Annotated in this window: 25 protein-coding genes; 17 read left to right on the top strand and 8 right to left on the bottom strand. The window is 68.5% G+C overall.

From position 1 onward, the window contains the following. Entirely contained in the window at positions 1–1,551 is a 1,551-nt protein-coding gene (locus HZ321_RS07870) for a DUF7125 family protein (RefSeq protein ID WP_206682733.1), read from the top strand. Beyond that, positions 1,551–2,693: a sensor histidine kinase gene (locus HZ321_RS07865; protein WP_181701622.1), complete on the top strand. Its 1,143-nt coding sequence runs from the start codon at positions 1,551–1,553 to the stop codon at positions 2,691–2,693. The genes HZ321_RS07870 and HZ321_RS07865 overlap by 1 nt, the downstream gene beginning before the upstream one ends. A gap of 72 nt (positions 2,694–2,765) precedes the next feature. Here the strand turns inward: HZ321_RS07865 and HZ321_RS07860 are convergent, their stop codons facing one another. The 3 genes from HZ321_RS07860 to HZ321_RS07850 all read right to left on the bottom strand — a co-directional run bounded on the left by HZ321_RS07860 (position 2,766) and on the right by HZ321_RS07850 (position 5,342). Continuing rightward, positions 2,766–3,308, bottom strand: a complete 543-nt coding sequence (locus tag HZ321_RS07860) for a DUF1003 domain-containing protein (protein ID WP_181701621.1) — start codon at positions 3,306–3,308, stop codon at positions 2,766–2,768. A 67-nt stretch (positions 3,309–3,375) separates the two neighbouring features. After that, the gene (locus HZ321_RS07855; RefSeq protein ID WP_181701793.1) at positions 3,376–4,092 is read right to left on the bottom strand and encodes a response regulator transcription factor; all 717 of its coding nucleotides are present in this window, start codon (positions 4,090–4,092) and stop codon (positions 3,376–3,378) included. A gap of 14 nt (positions 4,093–4,106) precedes the next feature. After that, positions 4,107–5,342, bottom strand: a complete 1,236-nt coding sequence (locus HZ321_RS07850) for a GAF domain-containing sensor histidine kinase (protein WP_181701620.1) — start codon at positions 5,340–5,342, stop codon at positions 4,107–4,109. A 310-nt stretch (positions 5,343–5,652) separates the two neighbouring features. On the opposite strand from HZ321_RS07850, the gene HZ321_RS07845 reads away from it, so the two are divergent. The 5 genes from HZ321_RS07845 (at position 5,653) to HZ321_RS07825 (ending at position 11,063) form a co-directional block, all read left to right on the top strand. After that, the gene (locus HZ321_RS07845; RefSeq protein ID WP_181701619.1) at positions 5,653–6,666 is read left to right on the top strand and encodes an ABC transporter substrate-binding protein; all 1,014 of its coding nucleotides are present in this window, start codon (positions 5,653–5,655) and stop codon (positions 6,664–6,666) included. Between the two features lie 83 nt (positions 6,667–6,749). Then, on the top strand, positions 6,750–8,213 hold the full coding sequence (locus tag HZ321_RS07840) for a sugar ABC transporter ATP-binding protein (RefSeq protein ID WP_181701618.1): 1,464 nt from the start codon (positions 6,750–6,752) through the stop codon (positions 8,211–8,213). Positions 8,214–8,263: 50 nt separating this feature from the next. Beyond that, positions 8,264–9,151: an ABC transporter permease gene (locus tag HZ321_RS07835; protein ID WP_181701792.1), complete on the top strand. Its 888-nt coding sequence runs from the start codon at positions 8,264–8,266 to the stop codon at positions 9,149–9,151. Next, positions 9,148–10,122: an ABC transporter permease gene (locus tag HZ321_RS07830; RefSeq protein ID WP_181701617.1), complete on the top strand. Its 975-nt coding sequence runs from the start codon at positions 9,148–9,150 to the stop codon at positions 10,120–10,122. The genes HZ321_RS07835 and HZ321_RS07830 overlap by 4 nt, the downstream gene beginning before the upstream one ends. 26 nt (positions 10,123–10,148) lie before the next feature. Continuing rightward, the gene (locus HZ321_RS07825; protein ID WP_181701616.1) at positions 10,149–11,063 is read left to right on the top strand and encodes an SMP-30/gluconolactonase/LRE family protein; all 915 of its coding nucleotides are present in this window, start codon (positions 10,149–10,151) and stop codon (positions 11,061–11,063) included. Positions 11,064–11,080: 17 nt separating this feature from the next. Here HZ321_RS07825 and HZ321_RS07820 read toward each other — a convergent pair whose 3' ends face one another. Then, positions 11,081–12,187: a helix-turn-helix transcriptional regulator gene (locus HZ321_RS07820; protein ID WP_181701615.1), complete on the bottom strand. Its 1,107-nt coding sequence runs from the start codon at positions 12,185–12,187 to the stop codon at positions 11,081–11,083. Positions 12,188–12,375: 188 nt separating this feature from the next. Between HZ321_RS07820 and HZ321_RS07815 the strand changes: the two genes are divergently transcribed. The 8 genes from HZ321_RS07815 to rplS all read left to right on the top strand — a co-directional run bounded on the left by HZ321_RS07815 (position 12,376) and on the right by rplS (position 18,360). Then, positions 12,376–13,368 (top strand): AraC family transcriptional regulator, encoded by a 993-nt coding sequence (locus HZ321_RS07815; RefSeq protein WP_181701614.1) that lies wholly within the window; start codon positions 12,376–12,378, stop codon positions 13,366–13,368. 241 nt (positions 13,369–13,609) lie between these two features. After that, a complete protein-coding gene (ffh, locus tag HZ321_RS07810) occupies positions 13,610–15,172 on the top strand; it encodes a signal recognition particle protein (protein WP_181701613.1) in 1,563 nt (520 codons plus the stop codon). Positions 15,173–15,294: 122 nt separating this feature from the next. Further along, positions 15,295–15,651, top strand: a complete 357-nt coding sequence (gene rpsP, locus HZ321_RS07805; protein ID WP_181701612.1) for a 30S ribosomal protein S16 — start codon at positions 15,295–15,297, stop codon at positions 15,649–15,651. 237 nt (positions 15,652–15,888) lie between these two features. Continuing rightward, positions 15,889–16,146, top strand: a complete 258-nt coding sequence (locus HZ321_RS07800; protein WP_181701611.1) for a hypothetical protein — start codon at positions 15,889–15,891, stop codon at positions 16,144–16,146. Between the two features lie 10 nt (positions 16,147–16,156). Then, positions 16,157–16,420, top strand: a complete 264-nt coding sequence (locus HZ321_RS07795; protein WP_181701610.1) for a hypothetical protein — start codon at positions 16,157–16,159, stop codon at positions 16,418–16,420. A 31-nt stretch (positions 16,421–16,451) separates the two neighbouring features. Next, the gene (rimM, locus tag HZ321_RS07790) at positions 16,452–17,021 is read left to right on the top strand and encodes a ribosome maturation factor RimM (protein ID WP_181701609.1); all 570 of its coding nucleotides are present in this window, start codon (positions 16,452–16,454) and stop codon (positions 17,019–17,021) included. Continuing rightward, positions 17,018–17,740: a tRNA (guanosine(37)-N1)-methyltransferase TrmD gene (gene trmD, locus HZ321_RS07785; RefSeq protein ID WP_181701608.1), complete on the top strand. Its 723-nt coding sequence runs from the start codon at positions 17,018–17,020 to the stop codon at positions 17,738–17,740. Before rimM ends, trmD begins: the two co-directional genes overlap by 4 nt. A 191-nt stretch (positions 17,741–17,931) precedes the next feature. After that, positions 17,932–18,360 carry a 50S ribosomal protein L19 gene (rplS, locus tag HZ321_RS07780; RefSeq protein ID WP_181701607.1) on the top strand — a complete coding sequence of 143 codons (429 nt, stop codon included), beginning with the start codon at positions 17,932–17,934 and terminating at the stop codon, positions 18,358–18,360. Between the two features lie 96 nt (positions 18,361–18,456). On the opposite strand, the gene HZ321_RS07775 is transcribed toward rplS, so the two are convergent. Then, positions 18,457–19,206: an SRPBCC family protein gene (locus HZ321_RS07775; protein ID WP_181701606.1), complete on the bottom strand. Its 750-nt coding sequence runs from the start codon at positions 19,204–19,206 to the stop codon at positions 18,457–18,459. Between the two features lie 95 nt (positions 19,207–19,301). Beyond that, entirely contained in the window at positions 19,302–20,180 is an 879-nt protein-coding gene (locus tag HZ321_RS07770) for an NAD(P)-dependent oxidoreductase (protein ID WP_181701605.1), read from the bottom strand. A 172-nt stretch (positions 20,181–20,352) separates the two neighbouring features. On the opposite strand from HZ321_RS07770, the gene HZ321_RS07765 reads away from it, so the two are divergent. Beyond that, positions 20,353–23,694: an error-prone DNA polymerase gene (locus HZ321_RS07765; RefSeq protein WP_181701604.1), complete on the top strand. Its 3,342-nt coding sequence runs from the start codon at positions 20,353–20,355 to the stop codon at positions 23,692–23,694. 46 nt (positions 23,695–23,740) lie between these two features. Here the strand turns inward: HZ321_RS07765 and HZ321_RS07760 are convergent, their stop codons facing one another. Both HZ321_RS07760 and HZ321_RS07755 read right to left on the bottom strand, forming a co-directional pair. Then, complete coding sequence (locus HZ321_RS07760) at positions 23,741–24,628, bottom strand: hypothetical protein (protein ID WP_181701603.1); 888 nt, start codon at positions 24,626–24,628, stop codon at positions 23,741–23,743. A 106-nt stretch (positions 24,629–24,734) separates the two neighbouring features. Then, complete coding sequence (locus HZ321_RS07755) at positions 24,735–25,451, bottom strand: hypothetical protein (RefSeq protein ID WP_181701602.1); 717 nt, start codon at positions 25,449–25,451, stop codon at positions 24,735–24,737. 55 nt (positions 25,452–25,506) lie between these two features. Here HZ321_RS07755 and HZ321_RS07750 point away from each other — a divergent pair, with 55 nt between their 5' ends. After that, positions 25,507–26,682, top strand: coding sequence for a hypothetical protein (locus HZ321_RS07750; RefSeq protein ID WP_181701601.1), 1,176 nt, complete (start codon positions 25,507–25,509; stop codon positions 26,680–26,682). The last annotated feature ends 1 nt before the right edge of the window (position 26,683 follow it).

Raw genomic sequence — 26,683 nt, 5'->3', positions numbered from 1 at the left:
ATGGCCAAATCAGCCCAACTGAATGCGCCTCCGCGCAGGCCGACAAAGGTCACCATCCACAAGCTTCCGACCGGTGTGCGCGGGCTGGACGAGATCCTGGGCGGCGGCATCCCGGAGTATTCGTTCAACCTGATCGGCGGTTCACCGGGCTGCGGAAAGACGACGCTGGTCCACCAACTCGCGTTCGCCAACGCGACCGCCGAGCGGCCCGTGCTCTACTTCACGGTGCTGGGCGAACCGAGCATCAAGATGCTGCGCGAGGAGCAGCAGTTCTCGTTCTACGACGAAGCCAAGGTGGGCACCGCCGTCCGCTTCATCAACCTGTCCGAAGCCGCCCTGAAGAACGACCTGACCGTGGTGCTGCAGGAGATCGTCAGTCAGGTCACCGCTGCCAATCCGGGCGTCGTGGTGATCGATTCCTTCCGCAGTCTCGCTCGAAGAGCGACCGGCGAGGAGGGCGAGATGGAATTGCAGGCCTTCGTCCACCACCTCTCCCAGTTTCTCGTCAACTCGGAGGTCACGACCTTTCTGGTGGGGGAATACGTCCAGGACGAGATCCGGGAAAATCCGCTGTTCACCATGGTCGACAGCATCCTGTGGCTTTCGCAGGTGACGGAGCGGAACTCCGTCGTCCGGAAGCTGCAGGTCCTGAAGTTGCGCGGGCAGGCGTCGGTGCCGGGCCTGCACACCATCCGTATCACCGACGAAGGGCTGCAGGCCTTCTCGCGCACCCTCGGATTGGAAACCGCCACGCCGCGGCACCAGCTACGCAGCCGGCTATCCATGGGGATTCCCGAACTGGACAATATGCTCGGCGGCGGCGTTCTGGAGGGCGACAGCGTCCTGGTGGCGGGACCCTCGGGAACGGGCAAGTCGGCCTTGGCGACCCAGTTCATCGGCGAGGGGCTGCGTCGCGGGGAGCCCGGGGTGATGGCGATCTTCGAGGAACGACCCGACGGCTACATCCACAGGGCGGACGCGTTCGGCCTCAAGCTGAGTGATGCGCAGCAGGCGGGTACCCTGGAATTACTCTACCTTCGTCCTCTCGACCTTTCGGTCGACGAGACGATGCTGGCGATCCTGGATGCCATCAAGAGGGTCGGAGCGAAGCGCGTCGTCATCGATTCCCTGGTCGGCTTCGAGATGGCGCTGGCGCCCAGCTTCCGCGCCGACTTCCGGGAGTCGCTGTATCGCATGATCGGTGCCCTGACCGGCGCGGGGATCACGATCCTCAGCACCGTCGAGGTGGAGGACAACTTCACCTCCCTCCAGTTCAGCCACTACGCCGTCTCGTTTCTCACCGACGACATCATCCGGCTGCGCTATGTGGAGATCGACGGCCAGCTGCGGAAGACGATCGTCGTCATCAAGATGCGCGGGGGCAACCACAGCAAGGACATCCGGGAGTATGTCATCAACGAAAAGGGTGTCGTCGTCATCGACCCGAGGAGCACCGACTACAGTCAGTTGAGCACCGGGCTCCCGGATCGGACAGGACCGCGGAAGCGGCAAAAGGACGAACGCCCGCCAGAGCCGAAGGCCGGCGAATGATGTCCACCTCTCAAGCTCCGGCTCCCGATCTGCCGTCGTTGCTCGAAACCTGCTCGGGCTACTTCGATCTCGCGCCCTGGGCGGTAACCGAGGTGTCCGGCGAGTCCCATGTCGTCCGCTATGCCAACGCCGCGTTCTGCCAATTGATCGACAGGTCCCGGGACGCGGTCATCGGAAGGCCGCTGGACAGTTTCCTGCCGCCCTTCGACGCCTGCCTGACGCATCTGGACCGCGTGTTTCGGACGGGGGTGGCGGCGAGCTACACGGCCGACGAACAGACGACGCCTTGTCCTTTGCTTTATTCCTACAGCCTGTGGCCGGTGACGGCGGACGGCCGGACGGCAGGCGTCATCATTCAGGTGAACGAGACCGGGCCGATCCACGAGACGCGGCAGGCGATCAGCCAGGCCCTGCTGCTCGGGGCGCTGCGCCAGGATGAGCTGATCCGGGCCGCGGACCTGGCGAACGCCCGGCTGCAGTCCGAGATCCGCGAGCGCATGCAGCGCGAAACGGACGCCAGGCTGCTGGCCAACGAGATCGCGCACAGGGTCAAGAACAACCTGCAGATCGTCGTGGCCCTGATTTCCAACGAGATCAGGCGGACGCCGGCGCCATGCGTCCACGGCTATCGAGCCATGCAAGACCGCATCCTGGCCATCGCCCAGCTCTACGACCTGATCTCGGACACCGGCCGGGACCGAACCGTCGTTCTGGCCGACTATCTCAAGGAGATCTCCAAGTCCCTATCGTCAAGCCTTCTGGGCGGCGCGTCGGGTATTCGCATCGTCGTCGAGGCGGAAGCCATGGAGATCGATGCCGCGCGCGCCGTCCCCTTCGGATTGCTGGTCAACGAGTTGACCACCAATGCCGTCAAGCATGCCTTCCCCGACGGCAACGGCCTGGTCACACTCTCGCTTCGCCGTCTCGGGGACGAGGTCGAGCTGATGGTGACCGACGACGGGATCGGAATGACGATCCGGGACACTGACCGCCTCTCGGAAAAGCACGGCTCCGATTACGTGACGATCTTCGTGCGCCAGCTTCACGGCACGCTCGTCAGGACGGGAGCTCCGGGTGTCGGGACGTCACACAGGATCGTGTTCCCGTTGGCTCCTGAATCGGGGACGGACCCTCGTCTGTGAACACTTGCCCGGCGATACCCGGCTGATGCGGAGGCCCTCTGGGGATGGCCGGTGGCGGGAGGGTCGGTCGGCTCACTCCTCCTCCGCCCCCTCCAGCTGCTCCAGCACCTTTTCCGGCGCGATGTCCTGTTCGGCCTCGTCGAGGGCCGGATCGGTGGCCGCTTCGACGTCGAGCTTCTCGGCAATGGCGCGGGTCAGAGCCACGAGCCGGGTGATCTCGTGTTCGGCGAGCAGGTTGATCTGCAGGTCGAGTTCGGCGCGCCGGTCGGCGGCGATCGCGGCACGGTTCTGCGAGATCAGCACGAAGGTGGAAAGAAAGATCGCCTCTACCGAGGCGGCGGTCGCAAGGATCACGAAACTCTCGTCGAACACCGGCATGAACGGCACGAAACCGAGGTTCACCGCGATCCAGGCGCCGACGATGGCGAGGTGGATGTAGACGAACAGCATGCTGCCGGCGAAGCGGGTGATCGCTTCCGCCAGGCGCTCCTGGAAACCGGCCCGGGCTTGTTCGCCCCGGCGCCGGGCCCGCAGCGTCTCGATGTTACGATCGAGGATAGGCGCCATCCCGTCGGGATGCAGGCGGGCAAAGGTAGGGCGGCGAGCCGTTGTCATGGGAACCTCCGTGGCTCCCTCTAACGGCGTGGAGCCCCGGAAGGATGCATCGGCGGTCGACGGCTTCTCAGGAGCGTTCGCGCCAGCGGCGGAATTCCTCCTCCGCCTGTTCCAGAGCCGTCCGGTTCAAGAGCTTCCTCAGCATCGCCACGCTGACGGCCCGGGTGCGCAGGTTGAACACCGCCTCCTCGCCGGTCTCGCCGTGGGTGACCCCCAGCTTGCCGTAGAGGTGCTGCAGGCGGTTCTGGACGCTGCGCAGCGACATGTGGCGTCTTGCGGCGATCACCCGGTCGGTCAGACCGATGGCGAGATCCAGCAGGATCTCGTACTCGGCGTCGGTGATGCCGCTGGAGCGGTCCTGTGACTTCTGCTGGACGCCGCGGATCTCCTTGTCGATGACGCACTGGTTCTCCAGGAAGATGCTGCGCAGCGCCAGGCGGAGACGGTCCTCGGAGGCCGACTTCAGGAGGTAGCCGTAGGCCGCGCCTTCCGGCACGATCCGCGAAACGCCGCGGACATAGGCTTCGTCGGCGTAGTTCGACCAGAACAGGATCGAGGTCGCCGGCCGTTCGCGCCAGATCGTCCGGGCCGCATCGACGCCGGTGCGCTGCGGCATCTGCAGATCCATGATGACGTTCTCCAGGCGGTGCTCGCGCGCCACCCGCTCGCCGGACTGGCCGTCCTCGGCCTCGAAGACGGTGTCGCACTCCGGCAGCGCCACCTCCACGGCCTCCCGCAGAAAGGCCCTGTGGACGGGGTCGTCCTCCACGATCAGCACGCGCATCGCGGCCTCCGCCGTCATTGGGCCGCCTCCAGGCGCGCCGGGATGTGGATCGCGATGGTCACCTGGGTGCCGTGCCCGTCGGGCGGCGCTCCGATCGCGAAATCGGCGCCGACCAGCTGGGCGCGGGTGCGCATGTTGGCGATGCCGCCGAGGCGGCGGGGCGCGCGGGCGGCATAGCCGACGCCGTCGTCGGTGATGGAGATCACGATGCGACCCTCCTGTTCGGCGAGCCGCACGACGATCTCGCTGGCAGAGGCGTGGTTGGCGGCGTTGTTCAAAGCTTCCTGAACGATGCGGAACAGCGCGACCTTGAGCGGGTCCGGCGCCTCGTCGAGGGCTTGCCCCGCGGTGTTCTCCAGCCGCGTCACGAAGGAGCCTGATCGGGCGGCGCGGTCGAGGAGATCCTCCACGGCGTGCTCGAAGCCGAAGAGCTGCAGCACGTTGGGGCGCGCGTCGTCGATGATGCGGCGGATCTCCTGCATGGAGGCGCGCAGGTCCGCGGCGATCGGATCGAGCTGGGCGCCGGTCAGCGCAGGCTCCTCCCGCAGCCGGGACACGCCGTGGAGCAGGCGCGTCAGGTCGGCGAGCACCTGGTCGTGCAGGTCCATGCCGATCCGCTGGCGCTCGTGCTCCAGCTCCTCGGTGAGGCGCAGCGCGCCGAGGCGAAGGCCCTCCTCGCGGGCGCGGGCCTCGGCCTCCACGATCGCCGAAGCCTTGGCCTGCTCGGCCTTGCGGAGCGCGAAGCAGTAGGGCGCCAGGAGGTCGGCCACGTGCTGGCCGGCGCGGACGTCCTCCATGGTGTAGACGTCGGCTTCGTGGGTGGAGCAGCTGAGCGCGCCGATCACCGCGCCCTGGACGCGAAGCGGCACGTGCAGGCGGCTGCGCAGGCGGGCGTCGAAGATCGGGTGGTTCATCGCGCCTTCGAACAGGAAGCGGTCGTCGACGGTGGCGTCCGGCGTCACGATGTAGGGCACCTCGCCCCAGAGGACCGTCCGGATCGGGCTGCGGTAGGTCATGTGCTCGTCCAGGCTGCCCCAGCTGGTATGCAGGCCGGTCTCGTAGGCGAGCAGCGTCTCGCCGTTGCGCGATAGGAGGCAGATGTCCAGGTGGTCGTAGCGCAGAATCTCGCGCACCTCGCGGGCCACCGCGTGGATGGCGGCCTGGAAGTCGAGCTGGCCGGCAAGGGCCTGCGAGATCCGCACGAGGTGCTGGAGCATCGTATCGTCGTCTGGGTTGGCGTTCTCGGCCATGGCGGCTCGAACCTTTCTCCAGTATCCGCCGGCTCGGCGGCAAAAGCCCGGTGCTTTCCGCGCCTTCGCGGCGGGGATCCGCATCTCCCGTTGCGGGTTCCCGCAAATTCGTTGCGTGCCGACGCCCCAGCTTATGCACAGATCAGCCGAGACGGCACGGCCGATCCATCCTAATCTCTAAATCGATTGACTCTGGCCGTCACCGATGGGGGGCGGTCGGCTTCGGTCCGGCGCGAGCGACCAACGAGCCTCGTGCTGGTCAACACACGAAAGCCGCCGGCAAGCGCGGCGAACCAGGGATGGAAACACAATGACACGCATCAGCTCACTGCTGACGGCGACCGCGATCGGCGTCGTCCTTCTCTCGGGCGCTGCCCTTGCGGACACGTCGGGCAAAAAGATCGCGCTCTCCAACAACTACGCCGGCAACTCCTGGCGCCAGGCGATGCTGAAGAGCTGGGATACGGTGACCAAGAAGGCCGTCGCCGACGGCGTCGTGGCCGCCGCCGATCCGTTCACCACCGGCGAGAACCAGGCGACCGAGCAGGCCGCGCAGATCCAGAACCTGATCCTGCAGGGCTACGACGCGATCGTCATCAACGCCGCCTCGCCGACCGCGCTCAACGGCGCCGTCAAGGAAGCCTGCGACGCCGGCATCATCGTCGTCTCCTTCGACGGCGTGGTGAACGAGCCCTGCGCCTGGCGGATCGCCGTCGACTTCAAGCAGATGGGCGCCGTCCAGCTCGACTACCTCGCCGAGAAGATCCCGGCGGGCGGCAATCTGCTGGAAATCCGCGGCCTTGCCGGCGTGTTCGTCGACGACGAGATCCATGCGGGCATCGAGCAGGGCGTCGCCAAGCACACCCAGTTCAAGATCGCCGGCTCCGTGCACGGCGACTGGACGCAGGAGGTGGCCCAGAAGGCCGTCGCCGGCATCCTGCCGAGCCTGCCGGAGATCGCCGCGGTGGTGACGCAGGGCGGTGACGGCTACGGCGCCGCGGAGGCGTTCAAGGCCGCCGGCCGGCCGACGCCGCTGATCATCATGGGCAACCGCCAGGACGAGCTGCAGTGGTGGAAGGAGCAGAAGGACGCCAACGGCTACGAGACGATGTCGGTCTCGATCGCGCCGGGCGTTTCCACGCTCGCCTTCTGGGTCGCCCAGCAGATCCTCGACGGCAAGGAGGTCCCCAAGGACCTCGTCGTTCCGTTCCTCCGGATCGACCAGGACACCCTTGAGGCCAACCTCGCCACCACCGAGAAGGGCGGCGTCGCCAACGTGGAATACTCGCTGGAAGACGCCCAGAAGGTGATCGCCGGCAAGTAACCTCCCTTGCCGGACAGCACGGCCGCCGGGTGTGTTCCTCCCGCCCGGCGGCCGCCTTTGCCATTCCAGCCGACGGGCGCGCCTTGACGACCGACAGCATCGTCCGCCTCAGCCATGTGGAGCGCAGCTTCGGCGCCGTCCGCGCCCTCGCGGGCGTCGACCTGGACGTCGTCGCCGGCGAATGCCTCGGCCTCGTCGGCCACAACGGCGCGGGCAAGTCGACGCTGATGCAGATCCTGGCCGGCACGCTGCAGCCCGGCTCGGGCAGCCTGGTGGTGCACGGGCGCGACCTGACGGCGGCCTACTCGGTGGGCGTCGCCCAGGCCAACGGCGTGCGCTGCGTGTTCCAGGAGCTGTCGCTCTGCCCCAACCTCAGCGTGGCGGAGAATGCGCGCATCCTGCATCCCTCGATCCGCGGGTTCGGCTGGCGTCGCCGGGCCGGCGCGCTGATCGTCGGCAAGCTCGACGAGATCTTTCCCGGCCACGGCATCACCGCCGGCGACATCGTCGGCGACCTCAGCCTCGGCCGGCGCCAGATGGTGGAGATCGCGCGGGCCTTCTCGGTCAGCGACGGGCGGCTCGACCTCGTCATCCTCGACGAGCCGACGTCGTCGCTCGACAGCATCGTCTCGGCGCAGTTGCTCGCCTTCGTCCGGCGCTTCATCTCGGCGGGCGGCAGCGTCATCCTCATTTCCCACCTCCTCAACGAGATCCTCTCCACCGCCGACCGCGTGGTGGTGATGCGCGACGGGCGCGTGGTGGACGCGCGGCCGGCGGCCGCGCACAGCCACGGCAGCCTCGTCGCCGCCATGGGCAGCGTGGCGGTGGAGGAGAAGCACGGGGCCGGCGGCGCCTCCAAGCGCGGGTCCGGGACGCCGATCGTGGAGATCCGGCCCGAGCGGCAGCGCGACAGCCGTCGTCTCACCGTCCACCGGGGCGAGATCGTCGGCCTCGCGGGCCTTGCCGGGCACGGCCAGACGGCGACGCTGCGGGCGATCTTCCGCGCCGCCCGGGGCGGGTCGAACGCCGTCCAGGGCAGCGTCGCCTTTGTGGCCGGCGATCGGCAGACCGACGGGGTGTTTCCGCTGTGGTCGATCGCGGAGAACGCGATCATCTCGTCCGGCGCGCGGCTTGCCCGCTTCGGCGTCATCAACCGCGCCGGGGAGGCCGCGCTGGCGGCCGCCTGGAAGCAGAAGATCGGTATCCGGACGCCGGATCTCGCCAACCCCATCCTGTCGCTTTCGGGCGGCAACCAGCAGAAGGTGCTGTTCGCTCGGGCGCTCGGCTCGGAGGCGGAAATCGTGCTGATGGACGATCCCATGCGCGGCGTCGACATCGGCACCAAGCAGGAGGTCTACGCCATCGTGAAGGCGGAGGCCGAGCGCGGCCGCAGCTTCGTCTGGTACACCACCGAGCTCGACGAGTTGAAGCACTGCGACCACGTCTACGTGTTCCGCTCCGGCGCTGTGGTGGCCGACCTCTCGCGCGCCGAGCTGACCGAGGAAAAGGTGCTGCAGTCTTCCTTCGAGATCGCGGAGGCCTCGTGACCCGGTTCGTCTCCCCCCGCGTCATCCGCGCGCTGCTGCCGGCCTTGTCGATGGCGGTGCTGCTGGTCGCCATCTTCGTCATCCAGCCCCGGGCGATGAGCTACTTCGGGCTCAACCTGATGCTCAATCTGGCGCTGCCGATCGCCTTCGCGACGATGGCGCAGCTCTGCGTGATCACGGTCAACGACCTCGATCTTTCGATCGGCAGCTTCGTCAGCTTCTGCGCCTGCGTCGGTGCGACCTTCCTCAACGACACGCCGCTGCTCGGGGTGGCGGTGCTCGTCGGCTGCGTCGGCGTCTATGCGGCGGTCGGGGCGCTCATCCACCTGCGCAACCTCCCGTCAATCGTGGTGACGCTCGGCATGTCCTTCGTCTGGCTCGGCTGCTCGGTGCTGCTCCTGCCGACGCCGGGCGGCACAGCGCCGGCCTGGCTGATCGCCATCGTCAAGTTCAAGACGCCGCTGATCCCGTTCGCGATCCTGGCCAGCATCGCGCTGGCGCTGATCGTCCACGCCGGGTTGATGAAGTCGGCGGCAGGCGCCGTTCTCCGCGGCTCGGGCGGCAACCCGCAGGCGATCGCGCGGGCGGGCTGGTCGCTGCTGCGCACCAAGGTCACGATGTTCGCGCTCGCCGGCTGCTTCGGCGTGCTGGCCGGGCTGTCGCTGGTCGGCATGACCACGTCGGCGGACGCCAACATCGCGCTGCGCTACACGCTCCTGTCGATCGCCGGCGTGATCCTCGGCGGCGGCGAGTTCGTCGGCGGGCGGGTGTCGCCGATCGGCGCGGTGCTCGGCGCGCTGACGCTGGCGCTCGCCGGGTCGCTGCTCTCCTTCATGCAGATCTCGCCGGACTGGCAGATCGGGGCGCAAGGCGCGATCCTGATCGTCGTGCTGGCGCTCAGGACGCTGGTCAACCGCGCCGAGGCGCGCGCCGCATGAACACGGTCGCAGCGCCCACCCGCTCGCCGCTCGCGCGTTTCGCGACGCGGCCCTGGATCTGGAGCTTCATCGGGGCGCTGGCGGTCTGGGTCGCGACCATCGTCTTCACCGGCGGCAAGGGCGCCGGGGAGATCCTCTCCGTCGCGCTCACCTTCTCGTCCTTCTTCGTCATCGTCGGCGTCGGCCAGATGTTCGTGATCACCACGGGCCCCGGCAACGTCGACCTTTCGATCCCGGCCAATATCGCGCTTTCCGGCGCGCTGGCGATGATCCTGATGGACGGCTCGAACGGGATGATCCTCGCCGGGCTGGTGGCGGCGGTCCTTTGCGGGGTGGCGATCGGCTGCTTCAACTACATCCTGATCCGCACGCTGCAGATCCCGCCGATCATCGCCACCCTGTCGGCGAGCTTCATCATCCAGTCGATCGCGATCGCCTACGGGCGCGGCCTCAAGATCAAGCCGCCGCCGCTACTCACCGATCTCGTGCAGGCGCACATCCTCAGCGTGCCCCTGCTCGCCCTGTTCGTGCTTGCGCTGTCGGTGGGCCTCGCCTTCGTGCTCAACCGCACCCTCTACGGGCGGGCGGTCACAGCGGTCGGGCAGAACCCGCGGGCGGCGGAACTCGCCGGCATCTCGGTGGGGCGGACACGGTTTCTCACCTACGTGCTCTCGGCCGCGCTCGCCGGCCTTTGCGGGGCGATGCTTGCGGCCTTCTCCGGCGGCGCGTCGCTCAACATGGGGGAGGAGTACCTCCTCGCCTCGATCGCGGTGGTGGTGATCGGCGGGTCGTCGGTCGCGGGCGGCGACAGCAACGTGCCGGGGATCTGGGGCGCGTCGCTGTTCATGTATCTCCTGGTGACGATGCTGAACACGTTCGGCGTCGGGGCCGGCGTCCGGCTGGTCGCGACCGGGGTCATCATCATCGCGGTGATCACCATCGCGGGCGGGAAGTCGTCCGGCCGGGGCTGAACGGACAGAAGCAAAGGATGGGCGCCATGCGGACCGACACGCTGTTCGAGGTGGTGGACAAGCGGTTCCTCACCCTCATCGTCCCCCACACGGAGCCGGACCTGCTCTATTCCGGATGCCGCTGGGCGGAGGGGCCGGTGTGGTTCGCGGACCTCAACATGCTGCTCTTCAACGACATCCCCAACCGGCGGACGCTGCGCTTCGTGCCGGACCTCGGGGTGTCGGTGTTCCGGTCGGATTCCAACTTCGCCAACGGCAACACGCGCGACCGGCAGGGCCGGCTCGTCACCTGCGAGCACGGCGGGCGCCGGGTGACCCGGACCGAGACCGACGGGTCGATCACCGTCATCGCCGACCGCTACGAGGGCCGCAGGCTCAACTCGCCCAACGACGTGGTGGTCGCATCGGATGACTCCATCTGGTTCACCGATCCGACCTACGGGATCATGTCGGACTACGAAGGCTTCAAGGCCGATCAGGAGCAACCCACCCGCAACGTCTACCGGGTCGACGGCCGGACGGGCGAGATCCGTGCGGTGGTCACCGACTTCCTGCAGCCGAACGGGCTCGCCTTCTCGCCCGACGAGAGCATCCTCTACGTCGCCGATTCCGGCGCGAGCCACGATCCGGAGGCGCCCCGGCACATCAGGGCGTTCGACGTCACCGCCGACGGGCGTCTGCAGAACGGGCGGGTCCACGCGGTGATCGACGCCGGCCTGCCGGACGGCTTCCGGGTCGACACGGGCGGCAACATCTGGACGAGCGCGGGCGACGGCGTCCACTGCTTCTCGCCGGCGGGAGAGCTTCTGGGCAAGATCCGGCTGCCCGGGCCGATTGCCAACGTCACCTTCGGCGGACCGGCGAGGAACCGACTGTTCATCACCGGCAACAAGAACCTCTGGGCGGTGTTCGTCGCGGCGACCGGCGCGCAGCGGCCCTGACCGGAGGCCCGTCCCGATCAGATGCGGATCGGAGGCAGGGCACGCGCGACCTCGCACATCAGGTCGGCCTGCCGGCTGGTTCCGGTCTTCTCCAGGACGCGGCGGATGTGGGTGCGGACGGTGGCGATCGCCAGGTTGAGACGCTCGGCCACCTCGTTGGGCGAGAGGCCCTCGATCATGGCGGCGAGCACGCGGTATTCCGCGGGGGTGAGGCTGTAGTAGTCCATCAGCACGCGCGACGCACCGCCGAGCGCCTCCTGCGGGCGGCCAATCAGTACCACCGCGTGCCCGTCGGCCGCATCCGCCGGCGGGAGCACGGTCACCAGGCGGCGCGAGCCCTCGCTGTCCTCGGCGCCGATGAAGGCCGGGACGCGCTCGGTCTGGGTCAGCGCGCGGTGGAAGGCCTGTTCGGCCGCGGCGTCGACGAAGCGGAGGCGGCGTTCGCGGGAGAGGATCACTGCCCCCTCGCTCATCAGCTCGTCGCCGGCGGCGTTGGCCCGGACGACCCGTCCCGACCGGTCGACCACGATGGCGGCGACCGTAAGCTGCTCGACCACGGCGGTGAAGGCGCGGTTGGCGGTGCGCTCCTCCTGGACAAGGGCGCCAAGCCGGGCAGCCCGGGCGAGATGCGGAACGATGGTGCCGAGGTGGTCGATCGCGGCCGGATCGAAGGCGCTCGCCGACGTGCCCCGGGCAAAGCCCACGGTGCCGACATGGGTCGGGCTGCGCATGATGACGGCGATGGCGAGGTCGCCGATGCCGGCCGGCTCGCACCATTCCTGGAAGAAGCGGGACCGGCGGAAGGCGTCGGCCCCGAGCACCTGGTGGCTGGTGGTGATCTCGCCGATGGCCGAGCGGTTGCGCACCGCCTCCAGGTGCGGGTTCATCCGGGCATAGCGGTTGATGTAGGACAGCGCCAGGGACGGATCGGTGCAGGCGCGGTGCGGCAGCATGGCCGACCGCGTGCCGAGTTCGTGCATGACGAGCGTAGCGGCTTCCGCGCCGGTGCTGGCGCACAGGCGCTGCAGCTGCGAACCCCAGCGGTCGGGTTCGAAGACGCAGTCGTAGATGCCTTCCACCAGGCTCAGGCTCGCCTGATGCGAGGGATGACGCGACGATGCCATGCCGTCTCCGGTGCCAAGGCTCGCGATCCGGCGGCGGTGCTGCGGCCGACGGGACAAGGACAAACGGTTGTGAGCTTGCTTCACGGTACCATTCCGGGCAGTGTTGGTCTCGGCACTGCGCGCAGAAGCACTTTGCACGATACGCAGAATCGCGGAGCGTCATGGCCCGGATTCAATGCGAGGTTCGCATGCAACCCGGTATCCCGAGCGTGGCCGGAAGGGTCGCCTTCCAGCGCATCGACGTGGTCGGAAGCGGCGCCCTGTCGGACAGGATCGCCGTCGACGCCTGGCGCCGGCGTTTCTCCGAACTCGTGCTGCCGGTCGACGTGGAACCGCTCGCCGCCGGGCGGTTCGTGGCGCGGGTCGGCGTCATCATGGACCAGCAGGTGGTGGCCGCCTTCTACAACCTCAGCCCGCTCTGCATGATCCGCGGCGAAGACCTCGTCCAGGCGCAGGACGACGAGGTGACGGTGTCCTGCGTGCTGGACGGCACCTTCGCGGCGGAGCAGAACGGCATCCGCTACGAGATCGACACCGGCGCGGCGGTCACGCTGGTGACCGACCGGCCGAGCCTGCTGGCCACCCCCACCGGCGGCTCGTTCGTCGGACTGCGGCTGCCGAAGGCGTTGCTGGCGGCGCGGGGCCTGGAGCCGGACCGCCTCGGCGGCATGATCCTGGCGCGCCGGACGCCGGGCTTGCGGCTGCTTCGCGCCTATCTCGACCAGCTGCGCCGCGAAGACACGCTGCCGCCGGCGCTGCGGCCGATGGTGGCGAGCCACCTTGTCGACCTCGTCGCTGCCAGCATCCAGCCGAGCCTCAGCGCGATCGAGCAGGGCGACGCGCGGGGCGGGGTGCGGGAGGGCCGGCTCGCCCGCATCCGGGAGACGCTCGAAGCGCGCCACACCGATCCCGACCTCGACCTGGAAACGGCCGCGCGGCAGGCGGGGCTGTCGGTGCGCTCGCTGCAGATCCTGCTGCACGAGGAAGGCACCTGCTTCTCCGACAGCCTGCGCGATCTCAGGCTCTCGCGCGCCTACGCGCTGCTGTCGAGCCCGTTCGCGCCGGCGACCGTCGCGGAGATCGCCTATGCCGTCGGCTTCCGCGACGTGACCACCTTCAACAGGGCGTTCCGGCGGCGGTTCGGCACGAACCCGACCAGCGTGCGCGGCGGCGGCAGCTGAGCCGGGGCGCGGCCGCTGACGCGCGGCTGCCGGCTTTTTCTTGACTTTCCACCGTGGGGCGGTTATCGCACCGGCCATTCACGGCCGTCTTCAGACGCGAGCCGCCGACCGGGCCACGAGAGCCCGGAGGTCACCATCCGCCAGCGCGTTGCGCCCGCGGGTGCGTTTCGCGCTTGGGTTCTGGGTCGACCGTGACCACATGGGCGGGATCCTTCCCTCTCATCAGACGAGACCCTGGCCGATGTTCGAAAGCCTTTCCGAACGCCTCTCCGGCATCTTCGACAAGCTCACCCGACGGGGTGCGCTGTCGGAGGCCGACGTGTCGGAAGCCATGCGCGAGGTGCGCCGGGCGCTTCTTGAAGCCGACGTCGCGCTCGACGTGGTGAAGTCCTTCACCGACAAGGTCAAGGCGCGCGCGGTCGGCGCCGACGTGGTGAAGTCGGTCACGCCCGGCCAGATGGTCGTCAAGATCGTCCACGACCAGCTCGTGGAGATGCTGGGGTCCGACGCCAAGCCGATCGACCTTCATGCGGTCGCCCCGGTGCCGATCCTGATGGTCGGCCTGCAGGGCTCGGGCAAGACGACCACCACCGCCAAGATCGCCCGCCGCCTCAAGGAGCGCGAGCGCAAGAAGGTCCTGATGGCCTCGCTCGACACGCGCCGTCCGGCCGCGATGGAGCAGCTCAAGATCCTCGGCGAGCAGAACGACGTCGACACGCTGCCGATCGTCGCCGGCCAGTCCGCCGTGGAGATCGCCCGGCGCGCCATGACGGCCGCCAGGCTCGGCGGCTACGACGTCGTCATCCTCGACACCGCCGGCCGCGTTACCGTGGACGAAGGGCTGATGGGCGAGGCGGCCGAGGTGAAGCGCGTGACCGAGCCGCACGAGGTGCTGCTCGTCGCCGACGCGCTGACCGGCCAGGACGCGGTGGTCACCGCTCGCGCCTTCGACGAGCGGATCGGCATCACCGGCATCGTGCTCACCCGCGTGGACGGCGACGGACGCGGCGGCGCGGCGCTCTCCATGCGCGCGGTCACCGGCAAGCCGATCAAGCTGATGGGCGTCGGCGAGAAGGCGGACGCGCTGGAGGACTTCCACCCCTCGCGCATCGCCGACCGGATCCTCGGCATGGGCGACATCGTCGCCCTGGTGGAGAAGGCGGCCGCCAACATCGACGCCGAGAAGGCGGCGAAGATGGCCGCCCGGCTCGGCAAGGGCGAGTTCGACCTGGACGACCTCCGCGATCAGCTGCAGCAGATGCAGAAGCTCGGCGGCATGGGCGGCATCATGGGCCTGATGCCGGGCATGGGGAAGATGAAGAACCAGATGGCCGCGGCCGGCCTCGACGACAGGTTCCTGAAGCGGCAGATCGCGGTCATCCAGTCGATGACCAAGAAGGAGCGCGCCAAGCCGGCGCTGCTCGACGCCAAGCGGCGCAAGCGGATCGCGGCCGGCTCCGGCACGGACGTGTCGGACGTCAACAAGGTGCTGAAGATGCACCGGCAGATGGCCGACATGATGAAGGCCATGGGCAAGCAGAAGGGCGGCATGCTCGGCGGGCTCGGCAAGATGCTGGGCGGCGGCGCCGGCATGCCCGACCTTTCCAAGATGGACCCGCAGCAGCTGGAGAAGATGGCCCGCGACATGGGGATGGGCGGCGGCGGCGCCCCCGGAGGCTTGCCGCCCGGAATGCCGAAGGGCCTTCCGCCCGGCATGGGCCTGCCGCCTGGCCTCGGCGGGCTCGGCGGTCTGCCCAAGCTCCCCGGCCTGCCCGGTTTCGGCAAGGGGCCGAAGAAGAAATGAGCTCGTCCGCAGTGCCCGCGCGGCGCTGCGGACCTCTGGAACGCGGCCGGGATCGGATCCGGGCTGCCGATGACAACCGACCGGCATGCCGGTCCGACTGATGACCTGGAAGGAAGTTTGACATGTCCTTGAAGATCCGTCTCGCCCGTGGCGGCGCCAAGAAGCGTCCGCACTACTCGATCGTCATCGCCGACGCGCGCTCCCCGCGTGACGGCCGCTTCATCGAGAAGATCGGCACCTTCGATCCGCTGCAGCCGAAGGACTCGGCCGAGCGCGTCAAGCTCGACCTCGACCGCGCCAAGCACTGGCTGTCGCACGGCGCCCAGCCGACCGACCGCGTGCTGCGCTTCCTCGACGCCGCCGGCCTCCTGAAGCGTGAAGCCCGCAACAACCCGAAGAAGGCCGAGCCGGGCGAGAAGGCCAAGGAACGCGCCGCCGAGCGCGCCTCCAAGGCCGAGGCCGCCGCCACCGCGGAGTGATCTGCGGGGAGCGCGCCATTCAACGAAATGGTGCCGTTTTCGACGGACGTTGCCTGAGCTGATGTACTCAGATGGTATCCGCTGCTCTCTCGCGGCTACCTATCCAAAACCCCCGGGCGACAACGCCTGGGGGTTTCTTGCTTTACCATCCCTTCGGCTTGTGAGCGCCTTGACAAACGTTTGCGCCTTGTCGAAATTTACAAGTACATTGTTGAGGTGCTCACAGGTCCGTAGCGAATGTCAAACATCGCAGTTCATTACCTCCGTGAAGAGCCGGTTGCCACGCTAGTGGCTGCTGGTCTGGTCGTCGGATCCATCGGTCTGCAGTTGTTCGCTTGGTTCGGATGGCCGGCGATTACGTTCGCCGGGATCGTTCTGCTGCTGCTTTTCCTGTTTCGGTCGCAGCCAAGTGCGTCCCGCCAGATGGCGTCGCGGCTGGGCGTCATCGGTATCCTTTTGAGTATCACGCATCTTCTGACAGGCTCGAAGCGCTGAGGGGATGCCATTGGCCGGCGGATTTGACTGGAAGACGCTCGGCTCCGGAGTGAAAACCCGAACCGACCTGGGTGTTTTTCTATTGTTTTCGGGCGTCGCTGCACTCGGAGATGCCGTGTGGAATTTCGCGCCTCATGGAGAATTCTATGCCATCGCGCCGTGGGCAGGAGCGGTTGGCCTGGGATTGAAGAAGTTGGTCTTCGACCGCCGAATGCCCGATAGCCTTGCATTGCCCCGTTCGTCGTCGGCCGACGAGACTGCTTCTTCGAATTGACACGGACAGCTGATTGTGGTCGGCACTTCGCATGGCCAACGATCCTCATTCACCCCCTGCGGACCCCATCCTCCTCGCCGAGATCGGCGCCGCCCACGGCATCCGGGGCGAGGTGCGGGTGAAATCCCATACCGGCGATCCCGAAGCCTTCCAGGACTACGGGGCTCTCTTCGACGAGAAGGGCCGCCGCTTCGTCGTGAAAACGGCGCGGCCGGTAAAGGACGACATGCTGGTGGTCGCCTTCGAGGGCGTAAAGGACCGCACCGAGGCGGAAAAGCTCAACCGGACCAAGCTCTACGTCGACCGTTCCGCGCTGCCGGAGCCGGAGGAGGAGGACGAGTTCTATCACGCCGACCTCCTCGGCCTTCCCGTGGAGACCGTCGCGGGCGAGCCGGTGGGGACTGTCGTGGCGATCCCGAACTTCGGGTCGGACGATCTCCTGGAGGTGTCCCGGCCCGGGGCCAAGTCGGTCTACGTGCCGTTCACGCGCACAGCCGTGCCCACCATCGACATCGCCGGGCGCCGGGTGGTGATCGATCCGCCCGCCGGGCTCCTCGACGAGGACACGCCGCCGGAGGGCGCCGAGGCGGACGGGTCATGACGGGTTTCCGCGCCAGCGTTCTCACGATCTACCCGGAGATGTTCCCCGGGCCGCTCGGCATCAGCCTCGCCGGCCGGGCCCTCCAGTCCGGCACCTGGTCGCTGGAGGCGACGCAGATCCGCGATTTCGCCACCGACAAGCACCGGACCGTGGACGACACGCCGGCCGGCGGCGGGCCGGGCATGGTGATGCGGCCCGATGTGCTCGCCCGTGCGATCGATGCGGTATCGCCGGCGGACGACACCCGTCCGCGGCTCCTGATGACGCCGCGCGGCCGTCCTTTGACACAGCCCAGGGTGCGCGAACTGGCCGGCGGGCCGGGCGTCGTCATCCTTTGCGGCCGGTTCGAGGGGGTCGACCATCGGATCGTCGAGCGGCGCGGCCTGGCGGAGGTCTCGATCGGCGACTACGTGCTTTCCGGCGGCGAAGTTGCGGCGCTGGTGGTGCTCGACGCGGTCGTCCGCCTGCTGCCCGGCGTGATGGGCAACCACACGTCCGGCGACACGGAAAGCCACGAGGCCGGCCTGCTGGAGCATCCGCAGTACACCCGTCCCGCGCTGTTCGAAGGCGAGGAGATCCCGCCGGTGCTGACGTCGGGCGACCATGCCAAGGTCGCGCTCTGGCGCAAGACGGAGGCGCTGAAAGTCACGCGCGAACGCAGGCCGGATCTCTGGGAGGCCTACAGCCGACGCGGACCAGGGGAGCGCGATCCCGGCTGACGCCTGCTCGGGCCGGCCGCCACCGTGTTCCGGCGGAAAAAGCCGCGCGCGAGGGTCGACAAAGCCGGCTAGTTCGTGTATTGACCCGCCACCTTTGTTTCCAAGCGAGATCAGAACGACGAACTCGCCCCCGTCGCACCGACGATTGGTCCGGGCGCTCTGGTTGTTCGACAATGAAGAAGGCTTGAACGATGAGCAACATCATCCAGCAGCTCGAAGCCGAGCAGATGGCAACCATCGAAGCCCAGCGCAAGCTGCCGGCTTTCGGCCCGGGCGACACCGTCCGCGTCAACGTGAAGGTCACGGAAGGCACCCGTACCCGCGTCCAGGCCTATGAAGGCGTGGTGATCGCGCGCAACGGCGGCGGCCTCCAGGAGAGCTTCACCGTCCGCAAGATCTCCTACGGCGAGGGCGTGGAGCGCGTGTTCCCGGTCTACTCGCCGATGATCGATTCGGTCGACGTCGTCCGCCGCGGCAAGGTGCGCCGCGCCAAGCTCTACTACCTGCGCGACCTGCGCGGCAAGTCGGCCCGCATCGTCGAGGCCACCAATGCCCGCGCGCGCAAGCTCAACGACGCCGCCAAGGCCAGCACCCAGGCCGCGAAGGTCGCCGCGGAGTAATCCGTACGCGCCATCGACCCCCATTCGACAAGCGGCCCGCATCGACGATGCGGGCCGTTTTCGTTCGCGGGTCTGCAAGGGCCGGGATCCGTCGCCTCACATCGGGCGCGGCTTGGCGGCGGCGGGGCCGGCGCCGCCCTTCTCCAGCGTGTCGCGGAAGCGCGCGAGGTCCTCGGCCAGCTGGACGCCGGGCTCCTCGCCGAACAGTTTGGCGACCATGCGCCCGATCTCGCCGCCCGGCGGCTCGTAGACGATCATCGCCTTGACCTCGGTGCGGCCGCCCTGGATGGGGCGGAACTCCACCCAGCCGAAGTTTCTGATGTCGGCGCCCGGGGCGCTTTCCCAGGCGATGCGGCGGTTGGGCTGGTCGTCGGTGACGATCGCGTCCCACTCCACCGTCTGGCCCGCCGGCGCATTGACCACCCAATGCGAGCGGCGGTCGTCCTTCACCTCGATCCGCTCGACGTGCTCCATCACCTTGGAAAGGTTGGAGAAATCGCGCCAGAAGCGGTACAGCTCCTCGGCCGGGCGGGCGACCGTGACGGTGCGCGTCTCCGCCGCGACGGAGCGGAAGCCGCGCAGGCGGGCGTAGCGGTCGGTGCCCTCATCGACGTCGGGGGATCCGGCGGTGCGGCCGTTGACGCCCATCCAGGCGATGGCGCCACCGGCGAGCGTGCCGAACAGTCCGGTCAGACCGCCGCGTCGGAGGCCCCAGTGGACCAGCAGGCTGCCGCCGACGATTGTGGCGATGCGCTCGGTGCTGCCGAGTTCGGCCGGGGCGCCGCCGCGGCGGTCCTGCCGGTCGGGGAGGTGAAGGGTCTCGCGGCGGGTCGCTGGGTTGGCCATGGCGGTCTCCGGGTTGCTGCGGCGCGATCGGTCGCGCCCCATCCATCTGCCCGTCGAACGCCTCCTGGCCGCGATCTGTTCCCCGGCCGCTCCGCTCAGCCCTCCCGGGACCGCCGGTCGATCTCGATCCAGAGGCCCGAGTGGTCGACGTCGCCGGCGTGGGCCAGGAGGTCGCGGAAGAGGCCCATGGCGAGGGTGGCGAAGGGCATGTCGGCGCCGACCGAAGCTGCGGCGGCCGCTGCGTTCTCCAGGTCCTTGATCTGGCTGGAGGTGCGGCCGCCCGGCTGGAAGGTGCGGGCGATCATGCGGCCGCCGTGGAGGTCGAGGATGCGGCTGTCGGCAAAGCCGCCGCGGAGCGCGTCGCGCACCTTGGCGGGGTCCGCCCCGGCCCGCTCGGCGAAGACCAATGCCTCGGCCACCGCGCCGATGGTGGTCGCCACGATCGCCTGGTTGGCGAGCTTGGCGATCTGGCCGCTGCCGGACGGCCCGATCAGCGTCGGGCGTCCCATCGCGGTGAACACCGGTCGCAAGCGTTCGAAGAGGTCCGGGTCGCCGCCGGCCATGATGGACAGCGTTCCCTCCGCGGCGCCCACGGTGCCGCCGGAGACCGGCGCGTCGAGGTGGTCGATCCCCATCGCCTTCAGGCGGTCGGCGTGGTCGCGGGCCTCGTCGGGGCGGATCGAGCTCATGTCGATCACCACCGTCCCCGGCCGCATGGCCGCTGCCGCGCCTTGGGCGAAGAGCACGTCGGCGACCGTGTCGCCGCGGGTCAGCATGGTGATCACCACATCCGCGTCGCGCACGGCGTCGGCCGGGCTGTCGGCCACTGCTGCGCCAGCGGCGGCAAGGGCCTCGGCCTTGTCGCGGGTGCGATTCCAGGCGGCAAGCGGGTAGCCGGCCTTCAGCAGCCGGCGGCTCATCGGGTCGCCCATCAGTCCGGTGCCGAGAAAGGCGATGCGGGGCAGGGTGGACATGGCGGGCTCCTTCGATGCGTCGGGCTCCCTTCCTAGCACTGCCGGCCCTGTCCGGCCCAGGGGGTGCGCTCGTCCGGCAGGAGGGGGGATGCCGACCGACGGCATGGTTGACTCCAAGCTCGCGCTCTGGAATCCATCGGAACAAAGTGAGAACAATTCGAGTCCGGACGGCATGGCCTACGCGGAGCTGATCGCCCTTTCCAATTTCACCTTTCTCGCCGGCGCCTCCCATCCGGAGGAACTGGCGGAGGCGGCGGCCGGCCTGGGGCTGGCGGCCTTCGCGATCACCGACCGCAACAGCTTCGCCGGCATCGTGCGCGGCCACCAGGCGGGCAAGGACCATGGTGTCCGCTTCGTCCCCGGCGTGCGGCTGGCGTTCGCCGACGGTACGCCCGACGTGGCAGCCTGGCCGAAAACGCGGGCGGCCTACGGGCGCCTCTGCCGGCTGCTCACGCTCGGCAAGCGGCGGAGCGAAAAGGCGGAGTGCCGGCTGGAGCTCGGCGACCTCCTGGCGCACGGGGAGGGCTCGCACCTTGCCGTCATCCCGCCGACGCGTCTCGACGGGGCGGCGCTTACCGGGGTGACCGACACGCTCGCCGCGCTCGCCGGTGCCTTTGCCGGCCACGTTCGGCTCGCCGCCTCGTTCCGGCACGACGGCGGCGACCGGAGGCGCATCCTGCGGCTCGCCCGGCTCGCGCGCGCGGCGCGCGTGCCGCTGATGGCGGCGGGCGACGTGCTCTACCACGCGCCGGAACGGCGGGCGCTCGCCGACGTGGTCACCTGCATCCGCGAGCACACCACGCTGGCGGAGGCCGGCCGGCGGCTGGCGCTCAACGCCGAGCGGCACCTGAAGGGCGAAGCGGAGATGCGGCGGCTGTTCCGCGACGTCCCGGAGGCGGTGGACGAGAGCGGCAAGGTGCTCGCCGAGCTCTCCTTCTCGCTCGACGAACTCCGCTACGAATACCCGGACGAGCCCACCGAAGGGCATCCGAGCGCGCAGGCGGCGCTGGTGGCGCTCACCTTTGAGGGCGCGGCGCGGCGCTATCCCGCTGGCATTCCGGAGCGGGTGAAGAAGGCGGTGGAGCACGAGTTCGCGATCATCGCCGAGCTCCAGTACGCGCCCTACTTCCTGACCGTCCACGACATCGTGCGCTTCGCGCGGGGCAAGGGCATCCTCTGCCAGGGCCGCGGTTCGGCGGCCAATTCGGCGGTCTGCTTCTGCCTGGGGATCACCGAGGTGGATCCGGAGCGGGGCGATCTCCTGTTCGAGCGCTTCATCAGCCCTGAGCGCAAGGAGCCGCCCGACATCGACGTCGACTTCGAGCACGAGCGGCGCGAGGAGGTCATCCAGTACATCTACGCCAAGTATGGCCGCGAGCGGGCGGGGCTCGCCGCCACGGTCATCACCTACCGCGCCCGGTCGGCAGTGCGGGAGGTCGGCAAGGCCTTCGGGCTCTCCGACGACGCGGTCGGGGCGCTCGCCGGCCAGATCTGGGGCTGGTCGTCCGCCTCGATCCGGCCGGAGGACGCGCGGCGGGCCGGGGTCGACCCGGATGATCCGGTGGTGGCGCAGGTCGGCCGGCTGACCAAGGAGCTGATCGGCTTTCCCCGCCATCTCTCCCAGCACGTGGGCGGCTTCGTGATCACGCGCGGGCGGCTCGACGAGGTGGTGCCGATTGAGAACGCGGCGATGGAGGACCGCACCGTCATCGAGTGGGACAAGGACGACCTCGATCTGCTCGGCATCCTGAAGATCGACATCCTGGCGCTCGGGATGCTCTCCTGTATCCGGCGCGCCTTCGACTTCCTTTCCGTGCACTACGGCCGGCCGCTCGGCCTCGCCAGCATCCCTGCGGAGGACCCGGCCGTCTACGACATGCTCTGCCGGGCCGATTCGATCGGCGTGTTCCAGGTGGAGAGCCGGGCGCAGATGACGATGCTTCCGCGCCTGAAACCGCGCAAGTTCTACGACCTCGTCATCGAGGTGGCGATCGTGCGGCCGGGGCCGATCCAGGGCGACATGGTGCATCCCTATCTCCGCCGGCGGCAGGGGCTGGAGCCGGTGACCTTCCCCAAGCCGGAGCTCGAAGCCGTGCTCGGCAAGACCATGGGCGTGCCCCTCTTCCAGGAGCAGGCGATGCGGATCGCCATCGTCGCGGCCGGCTTCACGCCGTCGGAAGCCGACAAGCTCCGGCGGGCGATGGCCACCTTCCGCAAGGTGGGCACCATCGGCTCGTTCCAGCAGAAGATGATCGAGGGCATGGCGGCGCGCGGCTACGACCGCGATTTTGCCGAGCGCTGCTTCCGCCAGATCGAGGGCTTCGGCGAATACGGCTTTCCGGAAAGCCACGCGGCGAGCTTCGCGCTCCTGGTCTACGCCTCGTCCTGGCTGAAGTGCCACTATCCCGACGTGTTCTGCGCCGCGCTGCTGAATGCCCAGCCGATGGGCTTCTACGCCCCGGCGCAGATCGTGCGCGACGCGCAGGACCATGGCGTGGAGATCCGGCCGGTCGACGTCAACTGCTCCGACTGGGACAACGCCCTGGAGCGCGATGGCCACGCCGCCGACCGGGTGCACGCCCGCCATCGCGCCATGAAGGGGGCGATCTGGTCCAGCCACGCGGTGCGGCTCGGCTTCCGGCAGATCAAGGGCGTGCGGGAGGCCGACATGCACCTCGTCGTGGAGCGGCGCGGGGCGGGCTACGATTCCCTGCGCGACGTCTGGCTGCGGACGGGCCTGCCGAAGGCGGTGCTGGAGCGACTGGCGGACGCGGACTGCTTCCGCTCGATCGGCCTCGACCGGCGGACCGCCCTGTGGGCGGCACGCGGCCTGGGGCGCACCGGCGACGAGGAGACGCTGCCGCTGTTCGCCGTCGCAGCCCCCGCCGGCCCGAAGCGGGAGCCCGACGTCCATCTGCCGCCGATGCCGCTCGGCGAGCACGTGGTCAACGACTACCGGTTCCTGTCCTTGTCGCTGAAGGGGCACCCGGTCTCCTTCGTGCGGCCGCTGCTCGACGCCAAGCGCGTGGCGCCCAACGAGCGGCTCGCCGTGCTCGCCGCCGGACGGACCGTCGACGTGGCGGGCCTCGTCCTGGTGCGGCAACGGCCGGGATCGGCCAAGGGCGTCATCTTCATGACGATCGAGGACGAGACGGGCGTCGCCAACCTGATCGTCTGGCCGAAGGTGTTCGAGCGGCTGCGCGGCACGGTGATCGGCGCCCGCTTCGTGCGCGCCCGCGGGCGGCTGCAGCGGGAGGCCGGCGTGATCCACGTGGTGGTGGAGGAGATGGCCGACGAGACCGCCATGCTGTCGCGCCTCTCCGCCGACTTCGGCGGCTTCGACGCGCTCGCCCGCGCCGACGAGGTGAAGCGCCCCATCCAGGAGAGTCGCGACGACAAGGTCCGCCCCCGGATGGTCCACCTCCTCAAGGAAATCCCGGAGATCACCGACGACCTCCAGAAGGTCGCCACCAGCACCGCCCGAGTCATGCCGAAAGGCCGCAACTTCCAGTGAGCGCACCCGCCGGGCGCCAATACGGTGGGCAGCTTGGCGGCACCCGTCAACCGATCGACCGCAACCGCGTAAAGAGCTCGACCACACTCATCAGCAGTCCGAGAAGAACCGCGGCGCCGATGATGATCGGATCGTTGGCGGCCCGCTCGAACCAGCGGCTGGTGATGTAGGCGGTCTCGGCACCACTGCGCTCCACCATCATGCGGCCCTTCGTGGCCACCGCATGGACGATGACACCGAAACCGCGGTTCCTCTGGTTTTCGGCGACGTCGATGAACCCTTCAACGGGCAGCGGCTTTGACCCCTGTGCGGAGACAACGGACACCTGGTCTCCCGCGAAGAAGCTGCTGCCGGCCACGGCGATCGGGTTCGAACGCAGGAAAAGGGTCTCCCGGATCTCGTAGCGCCCGGAGATCAGATGCGAACGGGATCCCGGTGAAGGCTTGGAACCCAGCACGGCGAAACCGTAGAAGCCGAGAGGGCCGTTGTCGGGCCAGTCGCCACCCTTGACCACGATGAAGGAGCCAACCGGCAGGGGGATCTCGACGGGCGTCGCGGGTTCACCCTGCAGGAAGGAGGCTGTCGTCGGCGGGGCTTCGCCGGGCCGGATCTCGATCCGGAGCGACGCAGTCTCACCGCCACGGGTGATCCGCAGTTCGGTCCCGGGGGTCCAAGCCACGTTCAGGTCCGACGCCTTCCGGACCTCGTAGGCCCTGGAATCGCATTCGGCGATCCCGCTCGCTGGAGCAGATTCCAGGTTGGCCTCGCGGCGCAGGCAGACATGCGCTTGCGGGAACAGCCAATTCGACAAGGCTGACTTGGTGACGACCAGGGACAGGCCGCCGGTCTCGACGGTGATCACAAAGGACCGGCTCTGCGGAACCAGCGAGGCCACAAGGAATACGCCGACGACGAGCGGAACGATCCACGCCAAAAGTCGGATTCGCCGGGCGGCCTCACGGAACCCGGACGCATAGGCTCGCACCGGCGTGAACCGCCAGGAATGGCCCGGCTGGCTCGGCGGATCTTCCGGCGCACGCTCAGCGGGCGACACGCAACACCACTGGCCGGTCGATCTGACCATTCCTCAGTCTGTTGATCTCGATCTTAACAAAGGGCTCGGTCCCAAGCATATCTCCGGGTATACGGCAATCGTAGTCGAAGGCCATCTCGTCAGAAGCATCAAGCTTGAAACACTCTATCCTCATCTTATTCCTACCTACAATCAGATACACTTCCGATGCACTGAAGGAATTCAACCGCAACACGTAAGTCTGCGGCGAATAAGGCATCGACTGATTCCAGGTCACCGGGGCGACTTCGCCCGCCTTGGCTTCGCACCTGCCCTTATGGATGAGAACGGACAGAGTGTTGCCGTCCACCTTCGTGGAACCACCCGCCTGGGGGAGCGGCGATGACGCCTTCAGAAACTCCATGAAATCGCTCGACATCGGGACCGTCTCGGACCCCCCCGACCAGTCGTCGCGAACGCGCAAGGACTGGCTGCGCTCGTAGCGACCGTCCGCCGAAACGAGGGCAACGCATAGCCAGGAGCCCTTCCAGGCGGCCGGTATGACCGCCTCTGCCCGGGGGCGCTCCTCTACCGGTTCACCCGTCGCGAAGAAGCCGATCACCACGCCGCCCCCGGCGATCTGCACCTTCTCCCCCAAGGTTTCCGTCAGCTTGTCGACCTCGGCGAACGCCGTCCGGTCCTGCGCGGCCGCGGGCGCAAGCGTCGACAACAGCACGGCGGTCATGGTGATCCACGGTATCGTTGACACTTCGCGCTTTACCCCCGTACTCCGATAGACCTTGCAGACACTCCCGCCGCGCGATGCGCGTAAAAATCCTGATCGTCGAATGGAACACTCAATGCGCGATCATCACAAGAGGGAAAGCAGGCGTTCTGCTGTGATCCGGGGTGCCGTCCGTACCGTCGCGGCTGCGTTCGCCTTCCTCGCGGTTTCCGCCGGAGGCGGTTCGGCGGAGGTGGTGCAGGTCGACGACACCGGCCAGGGCCTGATCGTCACTCATCGTGGCAACTGCTTCCTCGTCCTGCCTGAGCACGTCTCGGCGGGCAGTTCCACTTTCCAGATCGTCACGAGCAACCCGGCCACCTACGGCGATGCCGCGGTCATGCCGTTCCGGTCGGCGAACGACGTCAAGCTCGCCTACGTGTCGCCGGGCCTTGAGAACCGCTGCACACAGAGCTGGGACAGCCTGCCGGATACCGTGGACCACCTCCTGCGGCCCGGCGCGCCGGTCGTGCTCACCCGCGTGATGTCCAGCGGGCTCATGGAAGGCCTGGATCTCGTTGTTCGAGACGTGGGTCTCGTCACCTTCACCGCCATCCTGAAGGGCGGGGACGTGTACCAGGGCACCAGCGGCGCGATCGCGACTGTCGAAGGCGAGGTCGTCGGCATTGCGATCAACGTGTCCCAACCCGACGACACTCTGGTCGAGTTCCTGCGGATCGACCAGATCAAGGCCGAGTTGAAGCGCATCCTCGACGCGCAGGCCAATACCGTCGCCACGCGGATCGAACAGGAGGCGACCGCGAGCCAGGCTTGCGAGCCTGACGCTCTGCCGCTGCGCTCGGTCACGTGCGACCGGCCAGCCGCTTCGGCCGAGCACGCCTGCAGCCGCCTGGCGTCCGGAGGACCGGCCGTGTTCGACGCAGGAACCCTTCCAATCACCATCGAGGTCGAAATCGACGCGGACGCCCCGGTTGCGGTGTCGTCGCTGACGCTGAAGTCGGTCGCCGGATCGGGCGCGTATGCCGTTCCCAAGAGCATCCGTGCGGAGGTCAGCCCGCGCGCCGACCGCAGGGGCTACTGGGGAATGTTCGGCGCTGCCGACGTGCCGCCCACGGGGTACCTCACGCTCACCAACGGGTCCGCGCCGAACGCGCGGCTGGCGAGGGTCGTGATCTCCTCCGCCTGGGCATCCGACAAGCCACTCAGGATCGACTGTCTTTTGCTGCGCTGAG

The sequence above is a fragment of the Chthonobacter albigriseus genome (assembly GCF_013839445.1).
Taxonomy (GTDB): domain Bacteria; phylum Pseudomonadota; class Alphaproteobacteria; order Rhizobiales; family Pleomorphomonadaceae; genus Chthonobacter; species Chthonobacter albigriseus.
The sequence above is the reverse complement of the archived record's forward strand: the minus strand, read 5'-3'. Positions and strand labels throughout refer to the sequence as shown.

What these genes read in the sequence shown, in the direction of transcription:
- HZ321_RS07870 (WP_206682733.1), top strand. Translation starts at nt 1, where the DNA reads ATGGCCAAATCAGCCCAACTGAATGCGCCTCCGCGCAGGCCGACAAAG.
- HZ321_RS07865 (WP_181701622.1), top strand. Translation starts at nt 1,551, where the DNA reads ATGTCCACCTCTCAAGCTCCGGCTCCCGATCTGCCGTCGTTGCTCGAA.
- HZ321_RS07860 (WP_181701621.1), bottom strand. Translation starts at nt 3,308, where the DNA reads ATGACAACGGCTCGCCGCCCTACCTTTGCCCGCCTGCATCCCGACGGG.
- HZ321_RS07855 (WP_181701793.1), bottom strand. Translation starts at nt 4,092, where the DNA reads ATGCGCGTGCTGATCGTGGAGGACGACCCCGTCCACAGGGCCTTTCTG.
- HZ321_RS07850 (WP_181701620.1), bottom strand. Translation starts at nt 5,342, where the DNA reads ATGGCCGAGAACGCCAACCCAGACGACGATACGATGCTCCAGCACCTC.
- HZ321_RS07845 (WP_181701619.1), top strand. Translation starts at nt 5,653, where the DNA reads ATGACACGCATCAGCTCACTGCTGACGGCGACCGCGATCGGCGTCGTC.
- HZ321_RS07835 (WP_181701792.1), top strand. Translation starts at nt 8,264, where the DNA reads ATGGCGGTGCTGCTGGTCGCCATCTTCGTCATCCAGCCCCGGGCGATG.
- HZ321_RS07830 (WP_181701617.1), top strand. Translation starts at nt 9,148, where the DNA reads ATGAACACGGTCGCAGCGCCCACCCGCTCGCCGCTCGCGCGTTTCGCG.
- HZ321_RS07825 (WP_181701616.1), top strand. Translation starts at nt 10,149, where the DNA reads ATGCGGACCGACACGCTGTTCGAGGTGGTGGACAAGCGGTTCCTCACC.
- HZ321_RS07820 (WP_181701615.1), bottom strand. Translation starts at nt 12,187, where the DNA reads ATGGCATCGTCGCGTCATCCCTCGCATCAGGCGAGCCTGAGCCTGGTG.
- HZ321_RS07815 (WP_181701614.1), top strand. Translation starts at nt 12,376, where the DNA reads ATGCAACCCGGTATCCCGAGCGTGGCCGGAAGGGTCGCCTTCCAGCGC.
- ffh (WP_181701613.1), top strand. Translation starts at nt 13,610, where the DNA reads ATGTTCGAAAGCCTTTCCGAACGCCTCTCCGGCATCTTCGACAAGCTC.
- rpsP (WP_181701612.1), top strand. Translation starts at nt 15,295, where the DNA reads ATGTCCTTGAAGATCCGTCTCGCCCGTGGCGGCGCCAAGAAGCGTCCG.
- HZ321_RS07800 (WP_181701611.1), top strand. Translation starts at nt 15,889, where the DNA reads ATGTCAAACATCGCAGTTCATTACCTCCGTGAAGAGCCGGTTGCCACG.
- rimM (WP_181701609.1), top strand. Translation starts at nt 16,452, where the DNA reads ATGGCCAACGATCCTCATTCACCCCCTGCGGACCCCATCCTCCTCGCC.
- trmD (WP_181701608.1), top strand. Translation starts at nt 17,018, where the DNA reads ATGACGGGTTTCCGCGCCAGCGTTCTCACGATCTACCCGGAGATGTTC.
- rplS (WP_181701607.1), top strand. Translation starts at nt 17,932, where the DNA reads ATGAGCAACATCATCCAGCAGCTCGAAGCCGAGCAGATGGCAACCATC.
- HZ321_RS07775 (WP_181701606.1), bottom strand. Translation starts at nt 19,206, where the DNA reads ATGGCCAACCCAGCGACCCGCCGCGAGACCCTTCACCTCCCCGACCGG.
- HZ321_RS07770 (WP_181701605.1), bottom strand. Translation starts at nt 20,180, where the DNA reads ATGTCCACCCTGCCCCGCATCGCCTTTCTCGGCACCGGACTGATGGGC.
- HZ321_RS07765 (WP_181701604.1), top strand. Translation starts at nt 20,353, where the DNA reads ATGGCCTACGCGGAGCTGATCGCCCTTTCCAATTTCACCTTTCTCGCC.
- HZ321_RS07755 (WP_181701602.1), bottom strand. Translation starts at nt 25,451, where the DNA reads ATGACCGCCGTGCTGTTGTCGACGCTTGCGCCCGCGGCCGCGCAGGAC.